This is a genomic window from Pseudoalteromonas sp. T1lg88 (assembly GCF_002964765.1).
Classification (GTDB): Bacteria; Pseudomonadota; Gammaproteobacteria; order Enterobacterales; family Alteromonadaceae; genus Pseudoalteromonas.
On record NZ_PQCF01000001.1, the window covers coordinates 32806 to 58172 of the forward strand.

Below are 25367 nucleotides of genomic sequence, written 5' to 3' on the forward strand. Positions count from 1 at the left end.
AGCGATGATTTCGCCCTGACCACCCTCAGTGGCGATGCCAGCGGCACCCTAGCCATGGTGTCGGCATCCAGTGGCAGCAGCGTTACGGTTACGGTCAACAATATGGCGGGCAGTGGCACTTTACGCTTGGACCTGAAGGCGAATACGGATATTACCGACGCCCTGGGCAATGGGAATGGCAACAACGGTTATACCCCGGCCTTTACCGGGGGCGAGACGTATCAGCTTGATTTAGCAGGGCCCGTCATCAATACCCTGAGTATCGCCGATACGGCGCATAAGGTCGGTGATACGGTCAGTGTCAGTATTAACGCCTCCGAACCGGGCGCCAGCCTGGTTTTGGGTACGGTGAACGGCTATGCCTTAAACGGCTTTAGCGATTTAGGCGGTGGTAACTACAGTGCCGAGTTTACTATTGATGATGGCGGCCAGAATATTGCCGCAAGCGCCGATGTGCCGGTGAACCTGGTGCTGGCCGATGGCTTAAATAACCAAAGCAGCTATACAGCCCCAATCAGCCAGGCGAACGATGCCATTTATGCCAACCTACCAGCCATTAGCCTAAGCAGTGACACCAGCAGCATAGACGAAGCCGGCGGCTCGGCGCAGCTCACCGCCAGCATAGGTAATAGCCTGAATAATCAATGGCCGGAAAATATCCTCGTCACCTTAAGTTACAGCGGCACCGCCGCGGTGGACACGGATTACAGTCGCTCGCCGAGTATTACCATTGGCGCTTTAACAAGCTCGGCGGGCATAGCCATTACCGCCATTGATGACGCTCTTACCGAAGACGAAGAAACCATTATTGTCGATATCACTTCCCTCAGTGGCGGGGCTATCGAGGACGCAACGCAACAAGTCATTATTAGCATCAAGGATGATGAGAACCTGGCACCTGTTATCAATACCACCAGCCTGAGCACAGAGGAAGATACGACGCTCACGGCCGAGCTGGATATTAGTGACGAAACCCCGCAAGCCGTGGAATTAAGCGTCAGTGTCGAGCCGGCACATGGTCAGGTCACTATAAACGGCATCACACTGAGCTATACGCCGGATGCCAATTTTAATGGCCAGGACAGTGTCACTCTGATCGCCAGTGACGGTAGCTTGCAAAGCCAGCCAACCAGCATAATGATCACAGTCAGCGGCGAAAACGATGCGCCCGTGGCGGAAGATGATGTTATTACCTTGGCCCGTGCCGACTCGGGGAGCTATTTCCTCGACGTTCTAGCCAATGACAGCGACCCAGATGCCGACGATCAACTGACCATCACCTCCGCTAACGCCGAGCTAGGCGGGGTCAGCATCAATGATAATGGCCTGATGTATACCCCCATAGCCGGGCTTAATGAAACCGTGGCACTAAACTATCGCGTGGTCGACAAAGCCGGAGCTGCAGACAGTGCCACGGTGCACTTTACCCTCTCGGGAGAGCTTCCCGCAGGTACGCCGCAACTGACGGTGCCTGCCGATGTGGAAGCAAATGCTACGGGGCTCTATACCAAGGTGAATTTAGGTATCGCCACGGCACAAGACAGCGCTGGGCAGTCAATTCCAGTTCAGTTGCTTGATAACCCTGTGTACTTCACCTCGGGTGAGCACAAGGTCTATTGGCAAGCCACGGATGATGAGGGCCGCAGCGCACTTGCAGCTCAGCATGTCCGCGTCCATCCGCAGATCAGTTTCGCTGCCGACAGTACTGCCAGTGAAGGCGGCAGTCATAAGGTTCATGCCTACCTGAGCGGCTCTGCGCCCAGTTACCCCTTGGTGGTGCCCTACAGTGTCGGCGGTAGCAGTGACAACAGCGACCACTCCCTGGTCGACGGCGAGCTGGTATTTCATTCCGAGCACAGCACCCTGAGCATGGATATTTACGATGACAACTTGGATGAAGGCGACGAAACCATACTTATCTCCCTCTCGGAGCAAAGTAACCTTGGCGAGCGCGGTGAACACAAGGTCACCATCAGCGAAGCCAATCTTGCCCCCGCGGTTAACATTAAGGTACAGCAAGGACAGCAAGTCCGCACCTTGTATCGCCTGGATGAGGACATTCGGTTACATGCCCAGGTGACGGATGCCAATCATGGCGATAGCCACACCTACTCCTGGCAACTGGAGCCGACCCTGACTCTCAGCGATGCCCACAGTGCCGATGCGACCCTGGCCGCCGACACCCTTGTCGAGGGGGTGTATAAGGTCACAGTGACGGTCAGTGACAATGGCACTCCGGCATTGAGCACCACAGTACAGGGGCAATTGGATATTCGCGCCACCTTGCCGCCGCTTGATAACGGCGACAGCGACGGTGACTTACTGCCGGATCAGGAGGAAGGTTTTATCGATCAGGATGGCGATGGCGTCAGCGACCACCTGGATGCCCTGCGCCCATGCCATCTAATGGCGGCGGTGGCGGGTCAGGAGCAAGACTTTATCCTCGCCAGTGAGCCGGGAACCTGCCTGCACAGCAGTCCCTATGCCGACAGTGCCCAGGCCGGTGCTCAGTTAAACCCTGAAGCTCTCAGCCCGGATCCAGACAAGCGCCATGTCGGCACCCTCTATGGCGTGGTGGTGTCGGCATTAGCGACTCAGGGCAGCAGCGTCAATCTCGTGTTGCCCCAGCATCAGCCGCTGCCGGGCAATGCCCAGTACCGCAAGTTCGTTTCCTCACAATGGCGGGACTTACATCTCGATGAGGGTAATGCGGTGGCCTCGGCCTTAGGAAGCCGCGGCTATTGTCCGGCGCCGGGCAGCAAGCAATGGCAAAGCGGACTGAATATTGGCCACTGGTGCGTGCAACTCACTCTTGAAGATGGGGGCGCCAACGACGGTGACGGCATGGTTAACGGCTATATAGACGACCCCGGAGTGATAGCCCTGAGCGTGTCGGGCAACCAGGCGCCGATAGCCAATGATGATGTCTATCGGGTGCCAAAAAACAGCGATACCTCATTGGATGTGCTCAGTAACGACACCGATGCCGATGGCGACGAGCTGCAACTACTCAATGTGGAAAGCACTCTGGGTCAGGCGGAAATCCTCGATAATCAAATACTCTATCGCACCCCGAGTCAGTACCTGGGCATGGATACCCTGCTCTACAGCATTACAGACAGCCAAGGCAATACACACAGTGCCAAGGTGCAGGTGAACATAGCCGCCAATCAGGCGCCAATTGCCAATGATGACGAGGCCGAAACCTGGTATCGCACCAAGGTCACCCTGAATGTGCTTAGCAACGACAGCGATCCTGAGGGACGTGCCATTAGAGTGGTCGAGGCCAGCAGTGCACAGGGAGAGGTGACTATTAACGCCGACTACAGCCTGAACTTTACGCCTATGGATGAGTTTCGCGGTACCGCCACCATCGAGTATGTGATTGCCGATGAGTTTGGTGCCCAGGCGACGGCCAAGGTGACGGTGGAGGTGGTTGAGCCACCTAAGCGTAAGATCAGCAGTGGCGCGCTCAACATGTATTGGCTGCTGTTACTGGCGGGATTCGTGACCATTCGTCGCCGCGCCAAGCGCAACTGAGCCCGAGAGCCCCGCTTGGTTGCGGGGCTCTTATTTCTCTATTGGTGTTGACGCTGTTGTGTGTATAACAAAGCAAAGAAAAAGGCGCTGCCAAGAGATGCAGTGATCACCCCTATGGGCAATTCCTGATTGGTCATCAAGGTACGGGCCAAGACATCCACCCAGAGCATAAACAGACCGCCACAAACAAAGCTTAACGGATAGACTTGGGTGCTACTAAAACGCCCACTGAGGCGCACCAAATGAGGGATCATCAAGCCGACAAAGCCTATGCCGCCACACACGCTCACCAATACGGCGGTGACCAAAGCACTGAGCAGCAACATAATAATACGTAGCATGGGCACATTCACCCCCAGGGTATGAGCACTTTCATCCCCCAACAAGAGGGCGTTTAGGGCGCGGCGCAGCAGCACCACCAGTGCCAGCACAACCAGTAACAACAAGGCGATGGGCAACAGCATGGCGAGATTGGCGCGAGCAAAACTGCCCAGGGTCCAAAACACCACGGCGCTGATCGCCTGGGGTTCGCTAAAATACAGCAATAAACTGGTGAGGGCGCTAAAACCGAAAGACAGAGCCACACCGCACAGCACCATGATGGAATTTTGCATATAGCGCAGTGATAAAGCCACGGATAGCAACAAGGCGGTGGCCAGCATGGCCCCGACAAAGGCGCTGAGGGTCAACATAATACCGGCACTGATGCCAAGCAAAGTCATAGCCACCACCACGCCCAGCGCCGCCCCGGAGGAGATACCAAACAAATAAGGATCGGCCAAGGGGTTGCGGGTCACGGTTTGCAGCATGGCGCCGGCTAAAGCCAACCCGGCTCCGGCCATAAAGGCCAAGGCCACGCGCGGTACCCTGAGCTGCCAGATAATCTGTTGCCACAGGGGGTCGCCCTCGCCGCCAAGCACAGCCAGTAACTGCGACCAGCTTAAATTAACCGCCCCCAGCTTTAGCGCCCATAAGGCGCTCAGCGGCACGATCACAACAAGCGCGACAATGGCGATTTTACGCTGATTTATCATGACTTTTGGCTCCTATCAGCGTAGAAATAGTGCACCAGGGGCCAATGCTCTGGGTTTTGCGGATGAACGCCAACCTGAGTACAGACGCCAAACACCTCACTCAGTAAGGACTCGGTGATCACCGTTTTCGGTGTGCCATTGGCAACCAGTTTACCGCCATCGAGTACCAGCAGCTTGTCGCACATGGCCGAAGCGAGATTTAAATCATGAAATGAAGCCAGCACGGTTAAATTTAACGAGCGCACCAGTTCCATGAGTTCGATTTGATATTTTATGTCTAAATGACTGGTGGGTTCGTCCATAATCAATAACTTAGGTCGCTGTACCAGAGCCCGGGCAATGTGTACCCGCTGCTGCTCACCACCTGAGAGTTGCGCCAGTTGCTTCTGCTGCTGCGCCGCCAAGCCGACATCGGCAATGGCTTGCTGTACCCGGGCCAGCGCCTCGCTATCCGGGCTTTGCCACAGAGCCATGCCGGGCAACAAACCCAAGGCCACCACATCGACCACGGTCAAGGACATATCGCTCGGCGCCTGCTGCAATACCACGGCCATATCCTGAGCCAAGGCTCGCGGTGCCATACCTTGAATGCAGCGACCATCAAGGCGTACGGCATTTACGGCGCTGGAATAATAGCGATAAATGCAGCGCAGCAAGCTTGACTTACCGGCGCCATTGGGGCCGAGCAGACCGATAAACTCGCCCTGCTGCAAGGAAAAACTGATGCCGTCGAGCACTTGTCGCTCCTGTAAACGACACTGCAACTGCTCCACGGTCAGTAAAGAATGATGAGACACAACACCCACTTAGATAAACTGGCAAGGCGCTATTATGAAAGCATTGCCAGCTAAAGTAAATTTTGTCTATCCAGACGTCTGTTCACTCGGCATATGCTGGCGCTGCAACCACTTAAACAGCGCCCCTAAACCAACCAGAGCCAAGCCAAGACCGATAAAGGACAGCGCTCGCAATAACCCGGTTAAGTTGGCCATATCGACCAGGAACACCTTGGCGATCACCAAAGCCAATAAGGCCACACCGACACGCTGAATGAGCAGCTTGTTAAGCGTTAAGCTCACGGCGACTAAGGCGGCGCCAAGCAGTAACCAGATCACCGAATAGCTGTAGAGCTCCGCATCCTCCACGCCCATGGAAAGAGCAATAATGGGCCCCTGCCAATATTGCCGTACCAAAGCATTGATACCAACAAAGAGGTAAAAGCCCGTGGCACCAAAGAGCACACGGCTTAAGCTCGCCTGAGACTGGCGCAGTTGATAACCAAGCCAGGCGCCAATACCAGCCGGCGCAAAATAGTATAACCAGGCATAACTGCTCAGCAAAGACTCGCCCATGGGCACGCGGTCAAACCAGGGGTTGTACTCCAGCCATAGCTGACTTTGCAACAAGGCCGCAGCACCGAGCAGAAGATAAGCACCAATGGTATAGTACTGCGCCATGGTTTGCGCCGCTTTGGCACGATACAGATAAACGCAGCCAAGTAATCCCCAGTTAATGCTCAGCACCAGCTTTTCGAGCAGCGACAAGTCTTCCAAATGAATGGTATGACCCACCAGGGCATAGCTGGTCAGTGCGCTTACCCACAGTGCCAACACGTGTAAAATCACGCCCAGCAGCCAAGGTTTCAAACCTTCACTGGCAAAGAATCGATAACCTAGGGTAAAGAGTGCCGCAACGCTTGGATATAACCATAAAGAAGGCTCGCTCAGCCCATTGCCATAAGATGGGTCAATCCACAAGATGGTGAGGCGCCCCGCCACTACAGTAACCAAGGCCTTAAGCAACCAAAAAGGAATGGGCTGCGCAAAGCGCTTACTCAGATAAGTCATCAACACCACCTGAAGCGCCAGCGCCAAGGTCAGGGCATGAGTGCCCAACACCAAAGTCGCCGCAAAGGCCAGGTGAGCATTGATGGCACACCAGTAAATCATCTGCTGCACCTTGTTGCGGGTGCGATTGGCAAGAAAGACCAAGAAGGCGCCGGCCAGTAACAATTCAATTACCCAGAACCATTTAACATCATCCAGCCAGACTTGCGGTAAGGCCAGATAAGCCAATACCAGGGGCACCAGCACGGCGCCACCGGCTATAAAGCTAAAGCCCATATGCCGGGGGGAACGACTGGCAAACACAGAGCCGTAAACTAAAAACGCCACCATGGCAATTTGCGCCTGCCCCAGCGCTCCGTGGAACATCAAAAGGCCATCATGGTTTAAATCAACGTTCATCGGATAAGGCTGATCTAATAGCAGCGCCAGCAACACAGCACTGAGTATCGGCCACAGCTGCCAGCGGGTGTTAAGTAAGGCAGCAACCGCAAACAAGGCGCTCAGCAGCCAAAACTGCACGCTTAGCACAGCCATCTCCTGGCCGCTTGAGAAGAGCACAGTGGCGCCAAAGATCACCAACAGCAAGGCATGATCCGGCTTTTGCAGCACCAGAGATTTAAACGACCAAACCCTGTGCTCAAGTTGCGAAAATGAGAAGCCCAAACGGGGGATCATAATCAAGAGCACCACGCTGATGGGCACGAAAACAACCATGGCCATGGCGTGTTCACGCGGTATGTCCAAGGCAATAAGCAATAGCCATAACAGGTGCAGCGCCCAGATGCTGTACCACAACCACATGCGCCTGACCTTGCGCACCACAAAGGTTAAATTCAGGGTCAGCACGCTTAAGAAAATAACCAGTTCAAGGTAATTTGAGGAGCCGGTCGAGACCCACAGAGGCACGCTATAAGCACCCAACATGCCGATAATAGCCAGCAGTGGGCCATAACGCAGCGCCGTCCAACTGGCCGCCACAGATACCAAGGTCAACATCACAAAGGCGCTGCCCGGGGACAGCAGTTTATAACTCACCAGCGCCAGGGCGGTCAGCGCAAATAAACTGATATAACCACCGGCCGCCAGCGCCGCCGGCACATAGGCAATCATGGCGTATTGCGCCTCGCTGTCACGATAGAATTTACGGTGCACATATTCGGCACCGACCAATAACAGCAAGCCAAAGGCCGCACCTAGCACCAAACGTGCGGTGACCGACAAGAGCCCCGCCTCAAGAGAATAAGAAACAAAGAAAATGCCACCAAAGGCCAACGCCAGAGCGCCTATCCACACCATCCAGTGCTCTTTAAATTGAGCAGTAAAACGCTGCCATAAACCAGGCGTTGCCGGGTCTTTGGGCGGCAAAATAGAATCGTTTGCATCCTGATAGCTCGCTTCCTGCGGCTCCGCTGCTGGAGTAGCCACGGATGTGGCGGCAGGCTCAAGCGTGGTCGCCGCCGAAGGCTTTGCCATAGCCTTTGCAGGAGGCTTAGTGGTAATACTTGCCGTGCTCTGTGCCGTTTTTGCGGCAGCACTCTCAGCCGCACTGGCAGTTTCGCCTGCAGTCGCACTTGCAGCCGAGTCTTTAGCCGCGGTAGCGGACTCGGGAGGTGTCTGGGGTGGTGTTTCCTTAGCGGCAGCTGCGCCCATAGCACCCGGGGCAGCCTTTAATTGCCGTTGTAAATGCGCCAGTTGACGCTTAAGCTCACCTATTTGTGTGAGCGCGACTAACCCGCACACACTGCCGATCACTACAACCAGCATTAGTAAGCCCATAAAAGCGATCATCGTATCCATGGCCTAACCTTAAGTTATTGACTCGTTTAACTATACTCACAAAAATGAAAAAGGAAAGTTCGCCGCGTCAGAGCGCATTAAAACCTGATTTTGACTACATTCTGCTCTTTACCCGAGTAGTTGCCTGCGCATTCGCAGGATCGTCGGGCCAAAAATGCTTCGGATAGCGTCCCTTCATTTCCTTTTGCACCTCACGATAACTGCCCTGCCAGAACTGCGCCAAATCCTGGGTTAATTGCAGTGGACGCTGTGCCGGCGACAGTAATTCCATAAGAATTGGCAGCTTGCCCTGCGCCAGTTTCGGGCTCTCGGTAAGGCCATACACTTCCTGCATACGCACGCTCAGTTTAGCCGGGCCGTCAAGCTGATACTGGATGCGATGTGTCGACCCCGAAGGCACCACCAGCTTGCTCGGTAGCTGCTGATCCAGTTGCTGTTGCGCCGGGTAATCCAGCAAACTTAGCAAGGCCGGACGGTAATCGAGTTGCTGTAATTGGGCCAATGACTGCACCTCACTCAGATAAGGCGCCAGCCACGTAGGCGCCGCCGCCAGCAAGCTCTGCTCGTCGCTGTAGGTAAAAGGTGCGCCCACTAACTGGCCTGCCAGCAATAAGCGGGTTCGCAACTGTTGCGCCTGCGGATGCTTAAGCAGCGCCCACCCTTGTTTTTGCAACAACCCGAGCCAGGCTTGGCATTTCATTTGCGAGCTAATGGCTTGCGAGGAAGGCTGGCTACGCAAAGTAATGGCGCCCAGTTTAAAGCGGGTTTCATTGGTGAACTGCGCTGTTTTGTCGTTAAACTCGCACACCTCTTGCTCGCTAAATAAATGCGGCAACTGCTCCTGTAATTGCTGGGGGCAAAAAGCGGTGGCAGAAAAGATACGTAGGCCGCCTTGGCCACCCACCTCGGCAATGGCCAGGTAGTCTTCATCAAGCCAGTGCTCAGCGGACGCCTGCACTCCGGCGCCATTACTCATCAGCATGCCCTGCCCACGGCGCTTGGCCAGACGATCCGGGTAGGCCAGCGCCACTACCAAGGGCAATAAGGACATGGGCAAAGATTGGCTGGGCGCTAACTTGAGCCTTTGCTGCCAATACCTGAGCTGCTGGCGAAACGCCGGATGGGGGCGATGCAATTGCGCATTAAGCGCCGTGCTGAGCTCAGCGGCTGTGCTAATACGCGCTTCCATCAGGGCAACAAAATGGACCGCCAACTGTAAAAAACCCGGCCACTGGCGTTCAAACTTCTCGGCCTTATACAAAAGATGGGCAAAGCGCAATTCGGTACCCATGGCGTGCATGATGTGGGCCTGGGGCGATAATTTATCGCCTTCCAGCACCTCAAGCATCTGTAATAACACCTGGGCCTGCTGTTGCTGCGCCTGGGTTGGCGGATCCAGCAACTGCAGCTCGTCAAGACTGGCCCCCCAAAGCTTGGCCTCTAACAACAAGGGGCTGATATCACTGGTGAGCATCTCGGGGGCATCGTGACTGGCGCGGCGTTCAAGCTGCTCCCTGGCACCAAGGCGATAGACCACGCCAGGTTGCAAACGCCCGGCTCGTCCGGCCCTTTGGGTGGCGGAGGAACGCGAAATGTTCACGGTTTTAAGCTCGGTGACCCCGGTTTTTAAATTAAACTCGGCGGCGCGACGTTTACCGCTGTCCACCACCACGCGAATGCCATCTATGGTTAAACTGGTTTCCGCCACATTGGTGGTTAACACCACCTTGCGCTTACCCTCGGGTGCCGGGGCAATGGCCTCTTGCTGCGCCTGTTTATCCAGCTCACCATAGAGTTTATGCACCTCAATGTCGGCCGGTAAATCCGCCAGTTGCTCGCCCACGAGGTTGATCTCGCGCTGACCGGGCAAAAACACCAACACACTGCCTTCTTGTTCGCTCAGAGCCTTCTTCACCAGCGGCGCCATGGCCTCTAACCAGCGCTCGCTCTGCGCCAGGGGTTCATACACTTCCTCTATGGGATAACTGCGCCCTTCGGCAGACACCATGGGACAATCGAAAAACTGCTGATAACGCTCGCCATCCAAAGTAGCCGACATGATCAGAATTTTTAGGTCATCGCGCAGCAACTGGCTTTCCAAGGCAAAGGCCAGGGCCGTGTCGGCGGCCAGTGAACGCTCATGGAATTCATCGAAGATCACCAGGTCGACGCCGCTCAACTCGGGATCACTTTGCAACATGCGCGTCAACACCCCTTCGGTGACGATCTCCAGCCGCGTGTCAGCACTCACCTTGGTTTCCTGACGCAAACGCAACCCCACGCTTTGCCCCACCCGCTCGTTTTGTTGCGATGCCAAAAACTGGGCGATATTGCGCGCCGCTAAGCGCCTGGGCTCAAGCATAATAATGCGCTGAAAGTGGCCATCGCGCAGCAATTGCAGCGGCAGCCAGGTTGATTTACCGGCACCGGGAGGCGCTTGTAATAAACACAAGGGGTGGTTACTGAGTTGCTCTATAAGCTGAGGGTAGCTTTGTTGTATTGGTAGCACGGCGTTCACACGAAGCGATTCATGGTGGCTATTGTATGCCATTGTCCGCTCAGGATCAGCAGCTAGGGCTAATCCATGGCCACATCGTCGTCGAATACGACTCGGTTTTTACCACTGCTTTTGGCCAGATACAAACGCTTATCGGCAATATTGAGGCAATGATCTATGCTCTCACCGAACTGACGCTGGTGAGCACCTATGCTCAGGGTCATTTGCAAGCTATGGCCATCTGTGTGCAGAGCGTTATCCTGCAGATGTTGCATTATCTGCGTAGCAACCCGTTTGGCACTGCGCGCCGCGGTGTTATGCACCACCAGCAAAAACTCTTCACCGCCCCAACGAGCGACAATATCATCGGGCCCGGCATGGTCCTTTAGAGTCGCGGCGATAAAGCGCAGCACCTGATCGCCGACCTGATGACCATAGCCATCATTGATCTGCTTAAAATTATCGGCATCAAGCAACATATACACGGCACCGGCGCCGAAACCAGGCTGAGTCAGACATTCCAGAGCATAACGGCGGTTGCTGAGCCCGGTCATGGCATCGGTGCGCGCCAGTTGCTCATTAATCTGCAACTGTTGCATTAACGCCCGGCTGTATTTATTGCGGTAATACTCATAAAAGCCAGCCAGCGCACAGAGAATGGCAAAGCACAGCATCACACGAGCGGGAAAATGGTAATTATCGTATTGATACAAGCCAAGGTTGGGCGTAAAGATAAACAACAGCAAAACCACCACGGCCAGTAAAATAAGGTCCACCGCCCCTTGCTTTAAACCGCGAATGAAGAAGGTCACCGGCGAGACAATAAATAACCACAAGGGCCCGGTACCATGGCTGCCTCCGGATACCACCAGGTACGACATCAGCGCGTAAAGGGAATACAACATAAGCACAGCAATAAAGGCATCATGCTTTGTTATCACAAAGGGCAAGGCAAACACCAGCACGGCGCTGGCCAACAGCAGGCTAAGCAACAGGTAGCCATCGAGGTAACTGTTAATGGCCATTATCAAGGAAGTACAGGCGCCGATCGCGGCAAATACACGTAAGAAATGGGCCTTATCGGCATCGGTGGCATTAAAAGTATCTTTCACTGATCCGCACTACTTATCCTTGTTATTCGATAACTTACTGTATCATAAAAATATTAATGCCCAAGTTCTGGGGTTGTTAAAAATTGTTCGGGGTTGATTGAACGCATAAAAAAAGGCGACCTAAGCCGCCTTTCTTTATTCGATGTGAATCATCCTAATAGTCGTAGCCCAGATTAGGCCCGAGCCATCTGTGCGCTTCGTCCAGCGTCATGCCCTGACGCTCAGCGTAGTCCTCAACCTGATCGCGCTGAATGCCCGCCACGGCGAAGTACTTGGAATCAGGATGGCTGAAATACCAGCCCGACACAGCCGCCCCCGGCCACATGGCATAAGACGAAGTCAGCTTCATGCCGATGCGCTCTTCGACGTTCAGCAAGTCCCAGATCTTCGACTTCTCCGTGTGCTCCGGGCAGGCCGGATAACCGGGCGCCGGGCGAATACCCTGATAATTTTCACGAATTAGCTCATCATTGCTGAGCGCTTCATCCGTAGCGTAGCCCCAATGTACCTTACGCACCTGCTCATGCAGATACTCGGCAAAGGCTTCGGCGAGACGGTCGGCCACGGCCTTGACCATGATCTTATTGTAGTCATCACCTTGGGCATCAAAGGCATCGGCCAGGGCGTCTTCTTCCAAGCCGCCGGTGACGGCAAAGGCGCCAAAGTAATCCGGCGTGCCTTTCGGCGCCACATAATCGGCTAAACAATAGTTGGCAAAGCCCTTTTTCTCGGTTTGCTGACGCAACTGACAGGAACGCAGCAGCACCTGAGAGCGGGTTTCATCGGCGTAAATTTCGATGTCGTCGCCGACGCGGTTGGCCGGGAACAAACCTATCACCCCCTTGGGCTGTATACTGCGCTCACGGGCAAACTTATCGAGCATGGCATTGGCATCGGCAAACAGCGACTGCGCCTGCTCACCCACCACCTCGTCATTGAGAATGCGTGGATACTTGCCCGCCAGCGACCAGGTCATAAAAAACGGGGTCCAGTCGATATAGTGACGCAAGGTGTCTATGGCCACATCGTGGAACTCCTGCACGCCCAGCTTACTGGGAACCGGTGGCACATAGTTTTGCCAGTCCAGCTTGGCATGGTTGGCCCGTGCCTGCTGTAAACCAATGGGCTTGGAGCGCGGTTTCTTACGCGCCTGTTGCTCACGCACTTTTTCGTACTCGACCTTGGTTTTAGCCACAAAGTCCGCCTTGGCGGTTTTACTCAACAGGCTGGAGGCCACGCCCACGGCGCGGCTGGCGTTATTCACATAGATCACACCCTTGTCGTATTGAGGCTCAATTTTCACCGCGGTGTGCGCCTTGGAGGTAGTGGCACCACCAATCAGCAGCGGTATCTCAAAGCCGCGACGGGTCATTTCCTTGGCCACATGCACCATCTCGTCAAGGGATGGGGTAATAAGGCCGGATAAACCTATGATATCGGCGTTTTCATCGATGGCGGTTTGCAGAATTTTCTCCGCCGGCACCATCACTCCCAGGTCTATCACCTCATAGTTATTACATTGCAGCACCACGCCGACGATGTTTTTGCCTATGTCGTGCACATCGCCCTTTACCGTGGCCATAATAATTTTACCGTTGGTCTGCCCTTCTTCCTTTTCGGCTTCAATATAGGGGTCGAGGTAAGCCACGGCGCGCTTCATAACCCGCGCCGACTTGACCACCTGAGGCAAGAACATCTTACCGGCACCAAAGAGGTCACCGACCACATTCATGCCATCCATCAGCGGCCCTTCGATCACCTCAATGGGCTTGGCAAATTGCTGGCGACAGGCCTCTGTGTCTTCTTCGATGTAATCGGTGATGCCCTTAACCAGGGCGTGCTCCAGGCGTTTTTCCACCGGCCAGGAGCGCCATTCCAGGTCTTCCACCTTCTCGGCCTGAGCCATGCCCGAGTATTTGGGCGCCAGCTCAACCAAGCGCTCGCCCGCACCCGGGTCTTTATTGAGGATCACATCCTCAACCGCATTGCGTAGCTCTTCGGGAATATCGTCATACACCGCCAGCTGGCCGGCATTAACTATGCCCATGTCCATACCCGCTTGGATGGCGTGATACAAGAACACCGAGTGAATGGCTTCGCGCACCGGATTATTACCACGGAATGAGAAGGACACATTCGACACCCCGCCGGACACCTTACAGTACGGCAGGTTTTCTTTGATGCGGCGGGTGCCCTCTATAAATTCAACGGCGTAGTTATCGTGCTCTTCGATGCCCGTGGCCACGGCGAAAATATTGGGGTCGAAAATAATGTCTTCCGGCGGGAAGCCGAGCTCGTCTACCAAAATACGGTAGGAGCGCTCACAGATTGCAAACTTACGGTCTGCGGTTTCCGCCTGGCCGGTTTCATCAAAGGCCATGACCACCACGGCGGCGCCAAAGCGCTTCAGGATTTTTGCCTGATGACGGAACGGCTCTTCCCCTTCTTTAAGGGAAATGGAGTTCACAATGGCCTTGCCTTGAATACATTTAAGGCCCGCTTCAATCACCTCCCACTTGGAGGAGTCGACCATGATCGGCACCTTGGAGATATCCGGCTCCGAGGCGATCAGGTTCAAAAACTTCACCATTGCCGCCTTGGAGTCCAACATGGCTTCGTCCATGTTGATATCAATCACCTGGGCGCCGCTTTCTACTTGTTCGCGGGCCACATCCAGGGCGGTTTCATAGTCTTCTTCCATGATCAGGCGCTTAAAACGCGCCGAGCCGGTGACATTGGTACGCTCACCGACATTGGTAAAAATGGCTGTATTGGTCATAGTTGATAGCCCCTTAATTCAAGTTACAGGCTTCAAGGCCACTGAGACGCATGCGCACCGGCAGCTCGGGGAGCGCTCGTGGTGCGGTGTTCTTTAAGCCGTCGCTAAAAGCTTTAATATGCTCGGGCGTGGTACCACAGCAGCCACCAACGATATTGATAAAGCCCTGCTCGCCCCAGTCGATGATCTCCTGGGCCATTTCTTCGGCTTCCAGATCGTACTCGCCGAACTCGTTGGGCAAACCGGCATTGGGGTGCACCGAGGTAAAGGTTTCACATACGGTGGATAGCTCCTCCACGTACTGGCGCAGCAGATCCGGGCCTAAGGCGCAATTAAGGCCGATGGAAAGCGGCTTAATATGACGAATGGAGTTATAGAAAGCCTCTGTGGTTTGTCCCGACAGGGTGCGGCCCGAGGCATCGGTAATGGTGCCGGAGATCATCACAGGCAAACTGGTGCCGGCCTGCTCGAAGGCTTCTTCCACCGCAAAGGCCGCGGCCTTGGCATTGAGGGTATCAAAAATGGTTTCGATCAAGATCAGGTCGGCACCGCCTTCCATCAGCGCCAAAGTTGACTCGATATAGGCCTCAACCAGTTTATCGAAGGTGATATTACGATAACCCGGGTCGTTTACATCCGGCGAGATAGAGCAGGTCTTGGACGTGGGCCCAAGCACACCAGCCACGTAGCGCGGTTTATTCGGCTCCTTGGCGGTAAATTCATCGGCCACCTTACGGGCCAAGCGCGCCGACTCGAGATTAATCTCGCGGCTAAGGCTTGCCATGTCGTAGTCTTCCATGGAAATGGTGGTGGCGTTAAAGGTGTTGGTTTCTATAATATCCGCACCGGCCTCAAGGTATTCGCGATGGATTTGCGCGATCACCTCGGGTTGCGTCAGGCTTAACAAATCGTTGTTGCCCTTTACCAGCACATGCCAGTCTTTAAAGCGCTCGCCGCGATAGTCGTTTTCCTCAAACTTATGTTTTTGGATCATGGTGCCCATGGCGCCATCGAGAATTAAAATACGCTGTTTGAGGGCCGCTTCGAAGGCGTGACGTTTATTCGGCATAATTATCTGTCCTTACATCCTGGCTCACCAGATTAATATCATAGGGCGTGGTTTGATACACGTAGTAGTTTAGCCAATTGGAAAATAACAAGAAGGCATGGCTTTGCCAGGTTTTCGACGGTTTTAAGGCCGGGTTATCCTCGGGAAAATAGTTTTTCGGTTTATCCACATCCAGGCCCTTGTCGACATCGCGTTGATACTCTTTTTGCAAGGTATCGGCGTCGTATTCCGGGTGCCCGGTCAGGTACACCTGCGAGCCGCTTTGGTTTTTAAGTAAGTAGGCACCCACTTCCTCTGAGCCGGCAAGCACCACGAGATCTTCGCGCGCGGCAATTTTATTGATGTCGATATGACCATAGCGCGAGTGTGGCACCAAGAAACGATCGTCAAAACCGCGGGTGAGCGCGCCGTGGTCGAAATAACACTGGTGTTCAAACACACCGCATAGTTTGTTGGCCTGGAGTTCACGTTTCAAACCATAGTGATGATATAAACCGGCATGAGCGGCCCAACAGCTAAACAGGGTCGAGGTGACATGATGCTCGGCCCACTCGAAAAACTCCTGTAATTCCTGCCAATAGCCTACCTCATCATATTCAAGATGGGCCAGCGGCGCGCCTGTGATGATCACCGCATCATAGTTAGTGTCTTTTACGTCGCTGAAATAGCGATAAAACATGTCCAGGTGCTGCTCGGAGTTGGCGCTGGATCTATGGGTATCAAGACGCAGTAAGTCTACATTGACCTGCAAGGGGGTATTGGCCAGCAAACGAATAAACTGCACTTCCGTTTCTACCTTATTCGGCATCAGGTTCAATATGGCCAAACGCATGGGCCTGATCTCCTGCGTGCTGGCACGACTTTTCGGCATCACAAAGACATTTTCTTGGCGCAATTGCGAAATCGCTGGCAACGCATCCTGAACCGTAATAGGCATAGTGAACTCCAATGCAAATATTAGAAGGGCTATTATGACCCTCCCACTGGAAATATCAACCTCTAGATGTTTAGACGTCCATATAAATTTTACAGCGCGGCTCTCCCTTGCCATAATGCCGCGCGTCGAATTAAGTATAAGGGACCCAAGGTGGGATTAGGAGAATTAGCAGCAATCTGTGCCGCCATTGTCTGGGCATTTTCAACCCTGCTCTACAAAACCTTTAGCCATCACCTTTCACCCTTACAGCTCAATGTCAGCAAGGGCTTGCTGGCGTCACTGATGATGGTCGCAGCAATTGTTATCACCGCTGACTCTAACATCCCGCAGCAAGTAGCCGCCTGGGGTTGGCTGATTGCCGGCGGCATTATTGGCATTGCCATCGGCGACAGCGCCTACTTTGGCGCCCTGCGCAATATTGGTCCGGCGCGTACCCTGATCATAGAGTCACTTGCCCCCGCCTTGGCAGGCATACTCAATATCCTGTTGCTGGGACACTACCTGTCCACACTGGCTTGGGTCGGTATTATCGTCACCACGGTCGGGGTGGTGATTGCCATTCGGCCACAGCATGCCTTACCAAGCCTGGATAAGCGTCATTATGTAATCGGCGTATCCTTAGCACTGCTGGCGGCACTGTGCCAGGCCACCGGCATGGTGATGTCCAAAGGAGCAATGAACCTAGAGTCAATGAGTAGTTTGTGGGCGGCGATGATACGTCTGGTATCGGGCACCCTCACCGTGGCTTTGGTGGTGGCGCTGATCAAACACCCGGACCTGTATCAGGCAATCCGCTTAAAAGGCATAGATAAGAAGCATTGGTTGTTGGTGGCGGTATTCTTCGGCACCTTTATCGGCCTGTGGCTGCAGTTAGCGTCGGTAAAATACACCGACCCGGCCATAGCGCAAACCCTCTTTGCCACCGCCCCGTTGATGGTGATGACCTTCGGCTTTTTTAAACGTGAGCCGGTGAGCGCAAACATGATCCTCGGCGGCGTTTTAGCTCTAGCCGGCGTCGGCATTCTACTGGCAAATTAAGCGGCTAAAAACGTGGCCTTTCGTTGACGCTTTTACCCTAGAGACTCTACAATAGCGGCTGATAATTTTAGTCATATTGCAAAGGTTCCTTTCATGGTTTTACCTGATAAGTTTATTTTCTCGATGAGTCGAGTGTCTAAGGTTGTGCCGCCTAAGCGCACCATCCTAAAAGACATTTCTCTGCACTTTTTCCCTGGCGCAAAAATTGGTGTACTTGGTCTAAACGGCTCGGGTAAATCTAGCCTGTTACGTATCATGGCCGGCGTTGATAAAGATTTTGAAGGTGAGGCTCACCCTCAACCGGGCGTGAAAATTGGTTACCTGCCACAGGAGCCGGTACTTGATGAAAGCAAAACCGTGCGTGAAGTGGTTGAAGAAGCGGTAAGTGAAGTTAAAAACGCCCTGACCCGCCTTGATGAGGTATATGCCGAATACGCCATGGAAGATGCGGACTTTGATGCCCTAGCCAAAGAGCAAGGCGAACTTGAAGCCATTATCCAGGCACATGACGGTCATAACCTGGACAACGCTCTAGAGCGTGCCGCCGATGCCCTTCGTCTACCTGCATGGGATGCAAAAGTTGAACATCTTTCCGGTGGTGAGCGACGCCGTGTGGCGATTTGTCGTTTGCTACTTGAAAAGCCAGACATGCTTATTCTCGACGAACCGACCAACCACCTGGATGCAGAATCTGTGGCCTGGTTGGAGCGCTTCCTGCATGATTACGAAGGCACAGTAGTGGCGGTAACCCACGACCGTTACTTCCTTGATAACGTTGCTGGTTGGATCCTTGAGCTTGACCGTGGTGAAGGTATTCCATGGGAAGGCAACTACTCTTCTTGGCTAGAGCAAAAAGATGCCCGTTTGAAGCAAGAGCAAAAAGCGGAAAAAGCACGCCAGAAATCAATTGCCCAAGAGCTTGAGTGGGTGCGTTCAAACCCTAAAGGTCGTCAGGCCAAGTCTAAAGCGCGTATGGCCCAGTTTGCCGAGCTACAGCAAAGCGATTACCAAAAGCGTAACGAAACCAATGAACTATTTATTCCACCGGGTCCACGCCTGGGCGATCAGGTAATCGAGGTTAAAGGTCTGAACAAGAGCTTTGGCGATCGTCAGTTGATCGACAACCTGGAATTCACCGTGCCTAAGGGTGCCATCGTCGGCATTATCGGTGCTAACGGTGCCGGTAAATCAACCCTGTTTAAGATGCTAAGCGGCGATGAGCAGCCGGATAGCGGTGAAATCACTATTGGTGAAACCGTAGAGCTGGCCACAGTGGATCAGTTCCGTGGCAATATGGACGATAGCAAAACCGTATTTGAAGAAATCGCTGACGGTCAGGACGTGCTAAAAGTGGGTAACTTCGAATTCCCAAGCCGTGCCTACGTGGGTCGCTTTAACTTTAAAGGCAATGACCAGCAGAAGTTTGTAAAAGACCTATCAGGTGGTGAGCGTAACCGTTTACACCTTGCCAAGCTGCTTAAAGCCGGCGGCAACGTCTTGCTACTGGATGAGCCTACCAACGACCTGGACGTAGAAACTCTACGCGCCCTGGAGAATGCGATTCTAGAATTCCCGGGCTGTGTGATGGTTATCTCGCACGACCGTTGGTTCCTTGACCGTATCGCTACGCATATTCTGGATTACCGTGACGAAGGTCAGATCAACTTCTTCGATGGTAACTACACAGAGTACGAAGCCTGGTTGAAGAAAACGCTGGGCGCCGATGCCGCACAACCTAAGCGTATTAAATATAAGAAAATTGGTTAATTAACCAATTGCAAAAGCCCCAGCAATGGGGCTTTTTTGTATCCCCTGTTCATAGACAAAATTGCCCGTCGCCAACTACACTGACTAAATACCCTGCTTTTTAGGAGTGTTTATGCACGAGCGTCGCCACTTTACCCGAGTACTGTTTCAACGCCCCACTCTAGTCACCGACCATCAACATCTCTACCCCAGCCAGTTACTCGACCTCTCACTTACAGGTGCCCTGATCAGCCACCCAGAGAACTTCCCCCCCAGCCTAGGGGCAGAACTGCAACTGAGCTTTACCCTAGCCGACACCGATATCGAACAGCCGCATATTGGTTTACGCTGCATCCTCATTGACTTAGATAGCGCCACGCATTTAAAACGTCTTATTGAACTTAATGTCGGGGATGATAAGCTATTGCACCGAGAGCTGGTACAGCCGGCCTCGGTGGAACAACAATAAAATAGACTCAGTGAGAGCAGCAATTATGATCATGGAATCCATGCAAGGGTTTATTCCCTTTTTGATGTATTTTGGCCTTGGCTACCTGTTGGTTTTGGCATTTTTGTTTTTATACACCCTAGTCACCCCCCACTGTGAGTGGACTTTGATGAAGGAAAACAATGCCGCCGCCGCAACTGCCTTTAGCGGTGCCTTTATTGGCTTTACCCTGCCGGTTGCCAGTGCCGCGGTGAACTCGGTATCCATTATTGACTTCGCCATCTGGGGTGTCATTGCCGGTGTTATGCAGCTTATTACCTTTTTCTTAGTACGCCTGTATATGCCTAAATTGTCTGAAAAAATTGCCAACGGCCATATGAGCGCCGGAGCCTTTTTAGGTATCGCCTCGCTGGCGACCGGAATTCTTAACGCCGCTTGTATTACCTACTAAGGAGCGGTGATTATGAAAAGGACGAGTAAATTAAAACTGACCCTGATGCTGGGTGCCACCGCAGGGCTTAGCGGTTGTGGCGATCCGGACGAGTCGGCTCTGCTCTTTAACGATACCGAAGACTGTATGAGCTTTGGTGTCGAGCAAGACGTGTGCCAGGCGCAGTACCAGGAAGCCCTGGCCAACCACGCCGAGGAAGCGCCTAAGTATGTCAACGAAGGCCTGTGTGAAAACGACTTTGGCTTTGACCAATGCGAACAGGAAGGCAGTATCTGGCGCCCCATTATGGCCGGCTTTATGATAGCCGCGGTGGCCGAGGCGGTCGATGAAGGCCTCGACCTGATGAAAAAGAAAAAGCGTAAAAAGTACGCCTATCTGGGCGGTAGCTACTACTCGGGCGCCAAGCCCCTGTATCGCTCCCGCGATGACTTTTTCAGTTTCCGTAATGCCAACAATGGCTATATAGGCTCGGTTAATAACCGCGGCACCACCATGGTGAAGAAATCGCAAATCCACTACTCAAGCAAGCCTAAAACCGTCACCAGTTCACGCGGTGGTTTTGGTCGTCGCGCCGCATCTCGCAGCAGCTTTGGTGGTTAGATGTTTCGCCAACCCATCACTGAGCGGTCAGACTTGGCCGCTCAGGCCGATTACTTCGGCTTTGAGTTCTGCAATATCGATGGCGAAAAGTATTGGGACGAGAGCGCCTATTATCAATTTACCCTGAAGCAAATTGAAAACGACCTGGAAGACCCGACCAACGAGCTCGAGCAGATGTGCCTGGAATTGGTCGATAAGGTGGTTCGGGACGAATACTGGCTAAAGAAGTTTGCCCTGCCCGAGCGCTTTTGGGATTTTGTCGCCACCAGTTGGCATAACAAAGAGCCCAGCCTGTATGGGCGCATGGACTTTAGTTATCAGGGCACAGGCCCGGCTAAACTGCTGGAATACAATGCCGACACCCCCACCTCCATCTACGAGGCGGGTTTTTTCCAATGGCTATGGCTGGAGCAACAGGTAGACAGGGGCGTACTGCCAAGGCGTGCTGACCAATTCAACAGCATCCAAGAAGCCTTGATCAGCCGCTTTAACCACTTCAGCAACCTGGATGCCATCCACCTTGTTCACAGCCGCGATTCGCTGGAAGACAAGGGCACGGTCGCCTATTTGCAAGACTGCGCCTATCAGGGGGGTATGCCGACCATAAGAATGGCCATTGAGGACATAGGCATAGACGCGAAGGGCCAGCTTACCGACCTTGATGACACGCCAATCTCCCAGTTATTTAAACTTTACCCCTGGGAAGAGCTGTTTTTTGATGAATTCGCGCCACAGCTGTTAAGCACGGATACCCTATTTGTGGAGCCGCCGTGGAAGGCTGTGCTCTCGAATAAGGCGATTTTACCGCTGCTTTGGCAAATGTACCCCGGGCATCCCAATTTACTGCCCAGCTATTTTGCCGGGGAAGAAGGCGAAGGGCTCGAACAAGGCTATGTCAGCAAACCCTTATTTAGCCGTGAGGGAGAAAACATCACCTGGGTACACCCCAGCAAGGGTCGCGTTCATCAGGGTGGCAGCTACGGCGGTGAGGGCTTTATTACCCAGGCCTTAGCGCCTCTGCCCGTATTTGCCGGCAACCACACCTTGATAGGCTCCTGGGTGGTGGGTCATAAAAGCTGTGGCCTGACTATTCGTGAGGATAATGGCCCCATTACCAAGGACACCTCGCGCTTTGTACCCCATATTATTTTGGGCTAAGCATTGCAGACACAAAAAAACCGCTAACTTAAGCGGTTTTTTTATCGGCATTAAAGAATCTGATTCTCTTTCCAGGCTTGCTCTTTGGCCATGCGCTTTTTACGCTTGTCGCACGGGTCGTCGCAGTCACAGGCTTTTTCTATGCCTACAGAGCCCAGGCCACCACAGCTGCTGGCCATTGATTTGCGTTGAACGATAACACCTACCGCCATCGCCGCGATAATAATCAAAAGCAGACCAAAGGTAAGAAGAAATAGCTGCATTGTCTGTGCCCCTTAAAAATGACAATCAACGGCTGAGTCAGCCACGGACGTTATTATACGCCCGCTTTAACCTGACTACAAATATGGCTTAAACGCCGGACTTGAATAGGTTTTTAAACCTTCCGATGTTTTGCTGATCAAATACACGGGTAGGTTATTGGCCTCGGCATAGGCTTTAGCGCGCTCCGTACCCATTACCGTTAGCGCCGTAGCCAGGCCGTCGGCGGTCATGGCACTGGGGTGTAACACGGTCACAGACACCAGGTCGTGCTTAATCGGCATACCGGTTTGCGGGTCAATCAAGTGCGTGTATACCTCGCCGTCCATCTCATAGAAGATACGATAATCACCTGAGGTCGCCACGCCCATAGAGCCCGGCTCTAAGGTACGATGGATTTTACGCTCACCCTTTGGTGCATCCGGTTGCTCAATGGCAATCACCCAAGGCTTGTTCCCCGGTTTGTGCCCGGCAATACGCATCTCGCCGCCAATTTCAACCATATAGTTGGCTATGCCTTGGCGCTCAAGTAAGTCTGCCACCTTATCTATACCAAAACCTTTGGCGGTCGCCGAAAAGCTCAGCTCCAAACCGTCTACCGACTTAGCTAAGCCCTGCTCGTTCAGGGTCAGCTTATCAACGCCGATATTGGCGACCATGGCATCAAGCTCAGCTTGCGTAGGTCGCTGCGTCGGGCGCTTATCCGGGCCAAAGCCCCAGAGGTCAATCAGCGGGCCCATGGTCACATCCAGGGTCTTGGTAGAGAAGCCCAAACGGATAGACTCCGCCGTCACGGTGCGAAAGTCCGCACTGATGGCCATCACCTCTCCCGCGCTCAAGCGGTTAAACTGGTTGATTTCCGAGTCGGGTATATAGGTCGACATGGACTGATTCACGGCTTTTAAGGCCTGCTCTATGTCGCCATGTAGATTCAGCGCTGCCAAATGCTCGCCGGTGGCATACAGCTTGATGTTATAGGTAGTGCCCATGGTTTTACCATGCAGCAGTAACTCTTGCTGCTCGGGCTCACCGGCCTTATCACAGCCGCTAAGTAGGCCAAAGGTAAGGGCGAAAATCACTAAGGCCGTGACACGTAGAATAGGTTTCATCTGTAATACTCGCGTGAGAAAAAAGAAAAGGCTCCCTAACCTTAGCTAGGAAGCCCTTATACCTAATGTTAACGAATATACATCGTTAAATTAGCCGCCGAAGTCATCCAGTAGGATGTTCTCGTCTTCAACACCTAAATCTTTAAGCATGTTGATAACGGCCGCGTTCATCATAGGTGGTCCACACATGTAGAACTCACAATCTTCAGGCGCGTCGTGGTCCTTCAGATAGTTGTCATACAATACGTTGTGGATAAAGCCAGTGTAACCTTCCCAGTTGTCCTCTGGTTGAGGATCTGAAAGGGCTACGTGCCATACGAAGTTATCGTTTTCAGCAGCTAGGCCGTCGAAATCTTCTACATAGAACATTTCGCGCTTAGAACGTGCACCGTACCAGAAGCTCATCTTACGCTTAGAGTTAAGACGCTTAAGCTGGTCGAAAATGTGTGAACGCATAGGTGCCATACCTGCACCACCACCTACGAATACCATTTCTGCGTCTGTGTCTTTGGCGAAGAATTCACCGAATGGACCAGAAATAGTTACCTTGTCACCTGATTTAAGCGACCAGATGTATGAAGACATCTTACCGCAAGGTAGGCTTAGGTTGTTTGGCGGCGGAGTCGCAATACGTACGTTAAGCATGATGATGCCGAACTCTTCTGGGTAGTTAGCCATTGAGTACGCACGGATTGTTTCTTCGTCAACTTTTGACTCTAGTTTGAAGAAGCCAAAACGATCCCAGTCTGCACGATATTCTTCAGGAATATCGAAGTCAGCGTATTTAACATGGTGAGCAGGCGCTTCGATCTGAATATAACCACCGGCACGGAAAGGTACAACCTCACCTTCAGGGATAGCTAGTTTCAGTTCTTTAATGAAGGTTGCCTTGTTATCGTTAGAGATAACAGAACATTCCCACTTCTTGATACCGAAGATAGACTCTTCAAGTTCAATTTCCATGTCGCCTTTAACGGCAACCTGACACGCTAGACGACAGCCATGACGGGCTTCACCTTTAGAGATGTGGTCAAGCTCGGTCGGTAGGATATCACCACCACCCGATTTCACATCTACGCGACACTGGCCACATGAGCCACCGCCACCACAAGCAGACGATACGAAAATACCGGCATCTGCTAGTGCACCAAGTAGCTTGCTACCCGGTGAAGTTTTAATTGCTTTCTCAGGATCGCCATTGATCCCAATGGTGACGTCACCTGTGGGTACTAGCTTAGATTTAGCTGCAATAATAACTAAAACCAAGATAACCACGATAGCGACGAATACACCTACGCCTAAATATACCTCAAGCATGATTTCTCCTCGCTACCTTATAGTGAAATACCAGAGAATGACATAAAGCCAAGACCCATAAGACCTACTGTGATAAAGGTAATACCTAGACCACGCAGACCGTCTGGCACGTCTGAATACTTCATCTTCTCACGGATACCAGCAAGCAAAGTGATTGCCAGTGCCCAACCCACACCTGAGCCCAGGCCGAAAACCACTGACTCACCGAAGTTGTAGTTACGCTCTACCATGAAGGATACCGCACCGAAAATCGCACAGTTTACCGTGATCAATGGTAGGAAGATGCCCAGCGCGTTGTATAGCGGCGGGAAGAACTTATCCAGAGCCATCTCTAGAATTTGTACTAGGGCAGCAATAACACCGATGAAGGTTAGGAAGCGTAGGAAGCTTAAGTCAGCTTCTGGGAAACCCAACCACTCAAGTGCGCCTGGTGCCAATACCGCGTGATAAACCACTTGGTTTACCGGTACCGCAATACCTAGTACGAAGATAACCGCAATACCTAGGCCTAGTGACGTTTTTACTTTCTTAGATACAGCTAGGAAAGTACACATACCCAAGAAGAAGGCAAGCGCAAGGTTTTCAATGAAAACCGCTTTAACAAATAAGTTAAGATACTGTTCCACA

19 protein-coding genes are annotated in these 25367 nt (G+C 53.0%); 7 read left to right on the forward strand and 12 right to left on the reverse strand.

Going from position 1 to position 25367, the window contains the following annotated elements:
• Window positions 1-54: 54 nt before the first annotated feature.
• Window positions 55-3540 carry an Ig-like domain-containing protein gene (locus C2M34_RS00135; protein WP_105257750.1) on the forward strand — a complete coding sequence of 1162 codons (3486 nt, stop codon included), beginning with the start codon at window positions 55-57 and terminating at the stop codon, window positions 3538-3540.
• Between the two features lie 38 nt (window positions 3541-3578).
• Here the strand turns inward: C2M34_RS00135 and C2M34_RS00140 are convergent, their stop codons facing one another.
• From C2M34_RS00140 to C2M34_RS00175, 8 genes are all read right to left on the reverse strand, one after another.
• Window positions 3579-4574, reverse strand: coding sequence for a FecCD family ABC transporter permease (locus tag C2M34_RS00140; protein ID WP_105257751.1), 996 nt, complete (start codon window positions 4572-4574; stop codon window positions 3579-3581).
• Entirely contained in the window at window positions 4571-5371 is an 801-nt protein-coding gene (locus tag C2M34_RS00145) for an ABC transporter ATP-binding protein (RefSeq protein ID WP_234398741.1), read from the reverse strand. Before C2M34_RS00145 ends, C2M34_RS00140 begins: the two co-directional genes overlap by 4 nt.
• A gap of 66 nt (window positions 5372-5437) precedes the next feature.
• Window positions 5438-8218, reverse strand: a complete 2781-nt coding sequence (locus tag C2M34_RS00150) for a DUF2339 domain-containing protein (protein WP_105257753.1) — start codon at window positions 8216-8218, stop codon at window positions 5438-5440.
• A gap of 94 nt (window positions 8219-8312) precedes the next feature.
• Window positions 8313-10727: an ATP-dependent helicase HrpB gene (gene hrpB / locus C2M34_RS00155; RefSeq protein WP_105257803.1), complete on the reverse strand. Its 2415-nt coding sequence runs from the start codon at window positions 10725-10727 to the stop codon at window positions 8313-8315.
• Between the two features lie 68 nt (window positions 10728-10795).
• Entirely contained in the window at window positions 10796-11827 is a 1032-nt protein-coding gene (locus tag C2M34_RS00160) for a GGDEF domain-containing protein (RefSeq protein ID WP_105199717.1), read from the reverse strand.
• 154 nt (window positions 11828-11981) lie between these two features.
• The gene (metH, locus tag C2M34_RS00165) at window positions 11982-14606 is read right to left on the reverse strand and encodes a methionine synthase (protein WP_105199716.1); all 2625 of its coding nucleotides are present in this window, start codon (window positions 14604-14606) and stop codon (window positions 11982-11984) included.
• A 13-nt stretch (window positions 14607-14619) separates the two neighbouring features.
• Window positions 14620-15675: a homocysteine S-methyltransferase family protein gene (locus tag C2M34_RS00170; protein ID WP_105257754.1), complete on the reverse strand. Its 1056-nt coding sequence runs from the start codon at window positions 15673-15675 to the stop codon at window positions 14620-14622.
• Window positions 15665-16612, reverse strand: a complete 948-nt coding sequence (locus tag C2M34_RS00175; RefSeq protein ID WP_105199714.1) for a homoserine O-succinyltransferase — start codon at window positions 16610-16612, stop codon at window positions 15665-15667. The genes C2M34_RS00170 and C2M34_RS00175 overlap by 11 nt, the downstream gene beginning before the upstream one ends.
• A 150-nt stretch (window positions 16613-16762) precedes the next feature.
• On the opposite strand from C2M34_RS00175, the gene C2M34_RS00180 reads away from it, so the two are divergent.
• The 6 genes from C2M34_RS00180 to C2M34_RS00205 all read left to right on the forward strand — a co-directional run bounded on the left by C2M34_RS00180 (window position 16763) and on the right by C2M34_RS00205 (window position 22053).
• Window positions 16763-17650, forward strand: coding sequence for a DMT family transporter (locus C2M34_RS00180; RefSeq protein WP_234398742.1), 888 nt, complete (start codon window positions 16763-16765; stop codon window positions 17648-17650).
• A 93-nt stretch (window positions 17651-17743) separates the two neighbouring features.
• Window positions 17744-19417: an energy-dependent translational throttle protein EttA gene (ettA, locus tag C2M34_RS00185; RefSeq protein ID WP_105257756.1), complete on the forward strand. Its 1674-nt coding sequence runs from the start codon at window positions 17744-17746 to the stop codon at window positions 19415-19417.
• Between the two features lie 112 nt (window positions 19418-19529).
• The gene (locus C2M34_RS00190; protein ID WP_105257757.1) at window positions 19530-19865 is read left to right on the forward strand and encodes a PilZ domain-containing protein; all 336 of its coding nucleotides are present in this window, start codon (window positions 19530-19532) and stop codon (window positions 19863-19865) included.
• 10 nt (window positions 19866-19875) lie between these two features.
• Window positions 19876-20295 carry a DUF350 domain-containing protein gene (locus C2M34_RS00195; RefSeq protein WP_233999487.1) on the forward strand — a complete coding sequence of 140 codons (420 nt, stop codon included), beginning with the start codon at window positions 19876-19878 and terminating at the stop codon, window positions 20293-20295.
• A gap of 12 nt (window positions 20296-20307) precedes the next feature.
• Complete coding sequence (locus C2M34_RS00200) at window positions 20308-20895, forward strand: DUF1190 domain-containing protein (RefSeq protein WP_105199705.1); 588 nt, start codon at window positions 20308-20310, stop codon at window positions 20893-20895.
• Window positions 20896-22053, forward strand: coding sequence for a glutathionylspermidine synthase family protein (locus C2M34_RS00205; RefSeq protein WP_105257758.1), 1158 nt, complete (start codon window positions 20896-20898; stop codon window positions 22051-22053).
• Window positions 22054-22103: 50 nt separating this feature from the next.
• Here C2M34_RS00205 and nqrM read toward each other — a convergent pair whose 3' ends face one another.
• From nqrM to nqrE, 4 genes are all read right to left on the reverse strand, one after another.
• Window positions 22104-22316 (reverse strand): (Na+)-NQR maturation NqrM, encoded by a 213-nt coding sequence (gene nqrM, locus C2M34_RS00210; RefSeq protein WP_105199703.1) that lies wholly within the window; start codon window positions 22314-22316, stop codon window positions 22104-22106.
• Window positions 22317-22391: 75 nt separating this feature from the next.
• On the reverse strand, window positions 22392-23423 hold the full coding sequence (locus tag C2M34_RS00215; protein WP_105213208.1) for an FAD:protein FMN transferase: 1032 nt from the start codon (window positions 23421-23423) through the stop codon (window positions 22392-22394).
• Window positions 23424-23513: 90 nt separating this feature from the next.
• Window positions 23514-24740, reverse strand: a complete 1227-nt coding sequence (gene nqrF, locus C2M34_RS00220; RefSeq protein WP_105257759.1) for an NADH:ubiquinone reductase (Na(+)-transporting) subunit F — start codon at window positions 24738-24740, stop codon at window positions 23514-23516.
• 17 nt (window positions 24741-24757) lie between these two features.
• Window positions 24758-25366: an NADH:ubiquinone reductase (Na(+)-transporting) subunit E gene (gene nqrE / locus C2M34_RS00225; protein ID WP_105188154.1), complete on the reverse strand. Its 609-nt coding sequence runs from the start codon at window positions 25364-25366 to the stop codon at window positions 24758-24760.
• Between the last annotated feature and the right edge of the window lies 1 nt (window position 25367).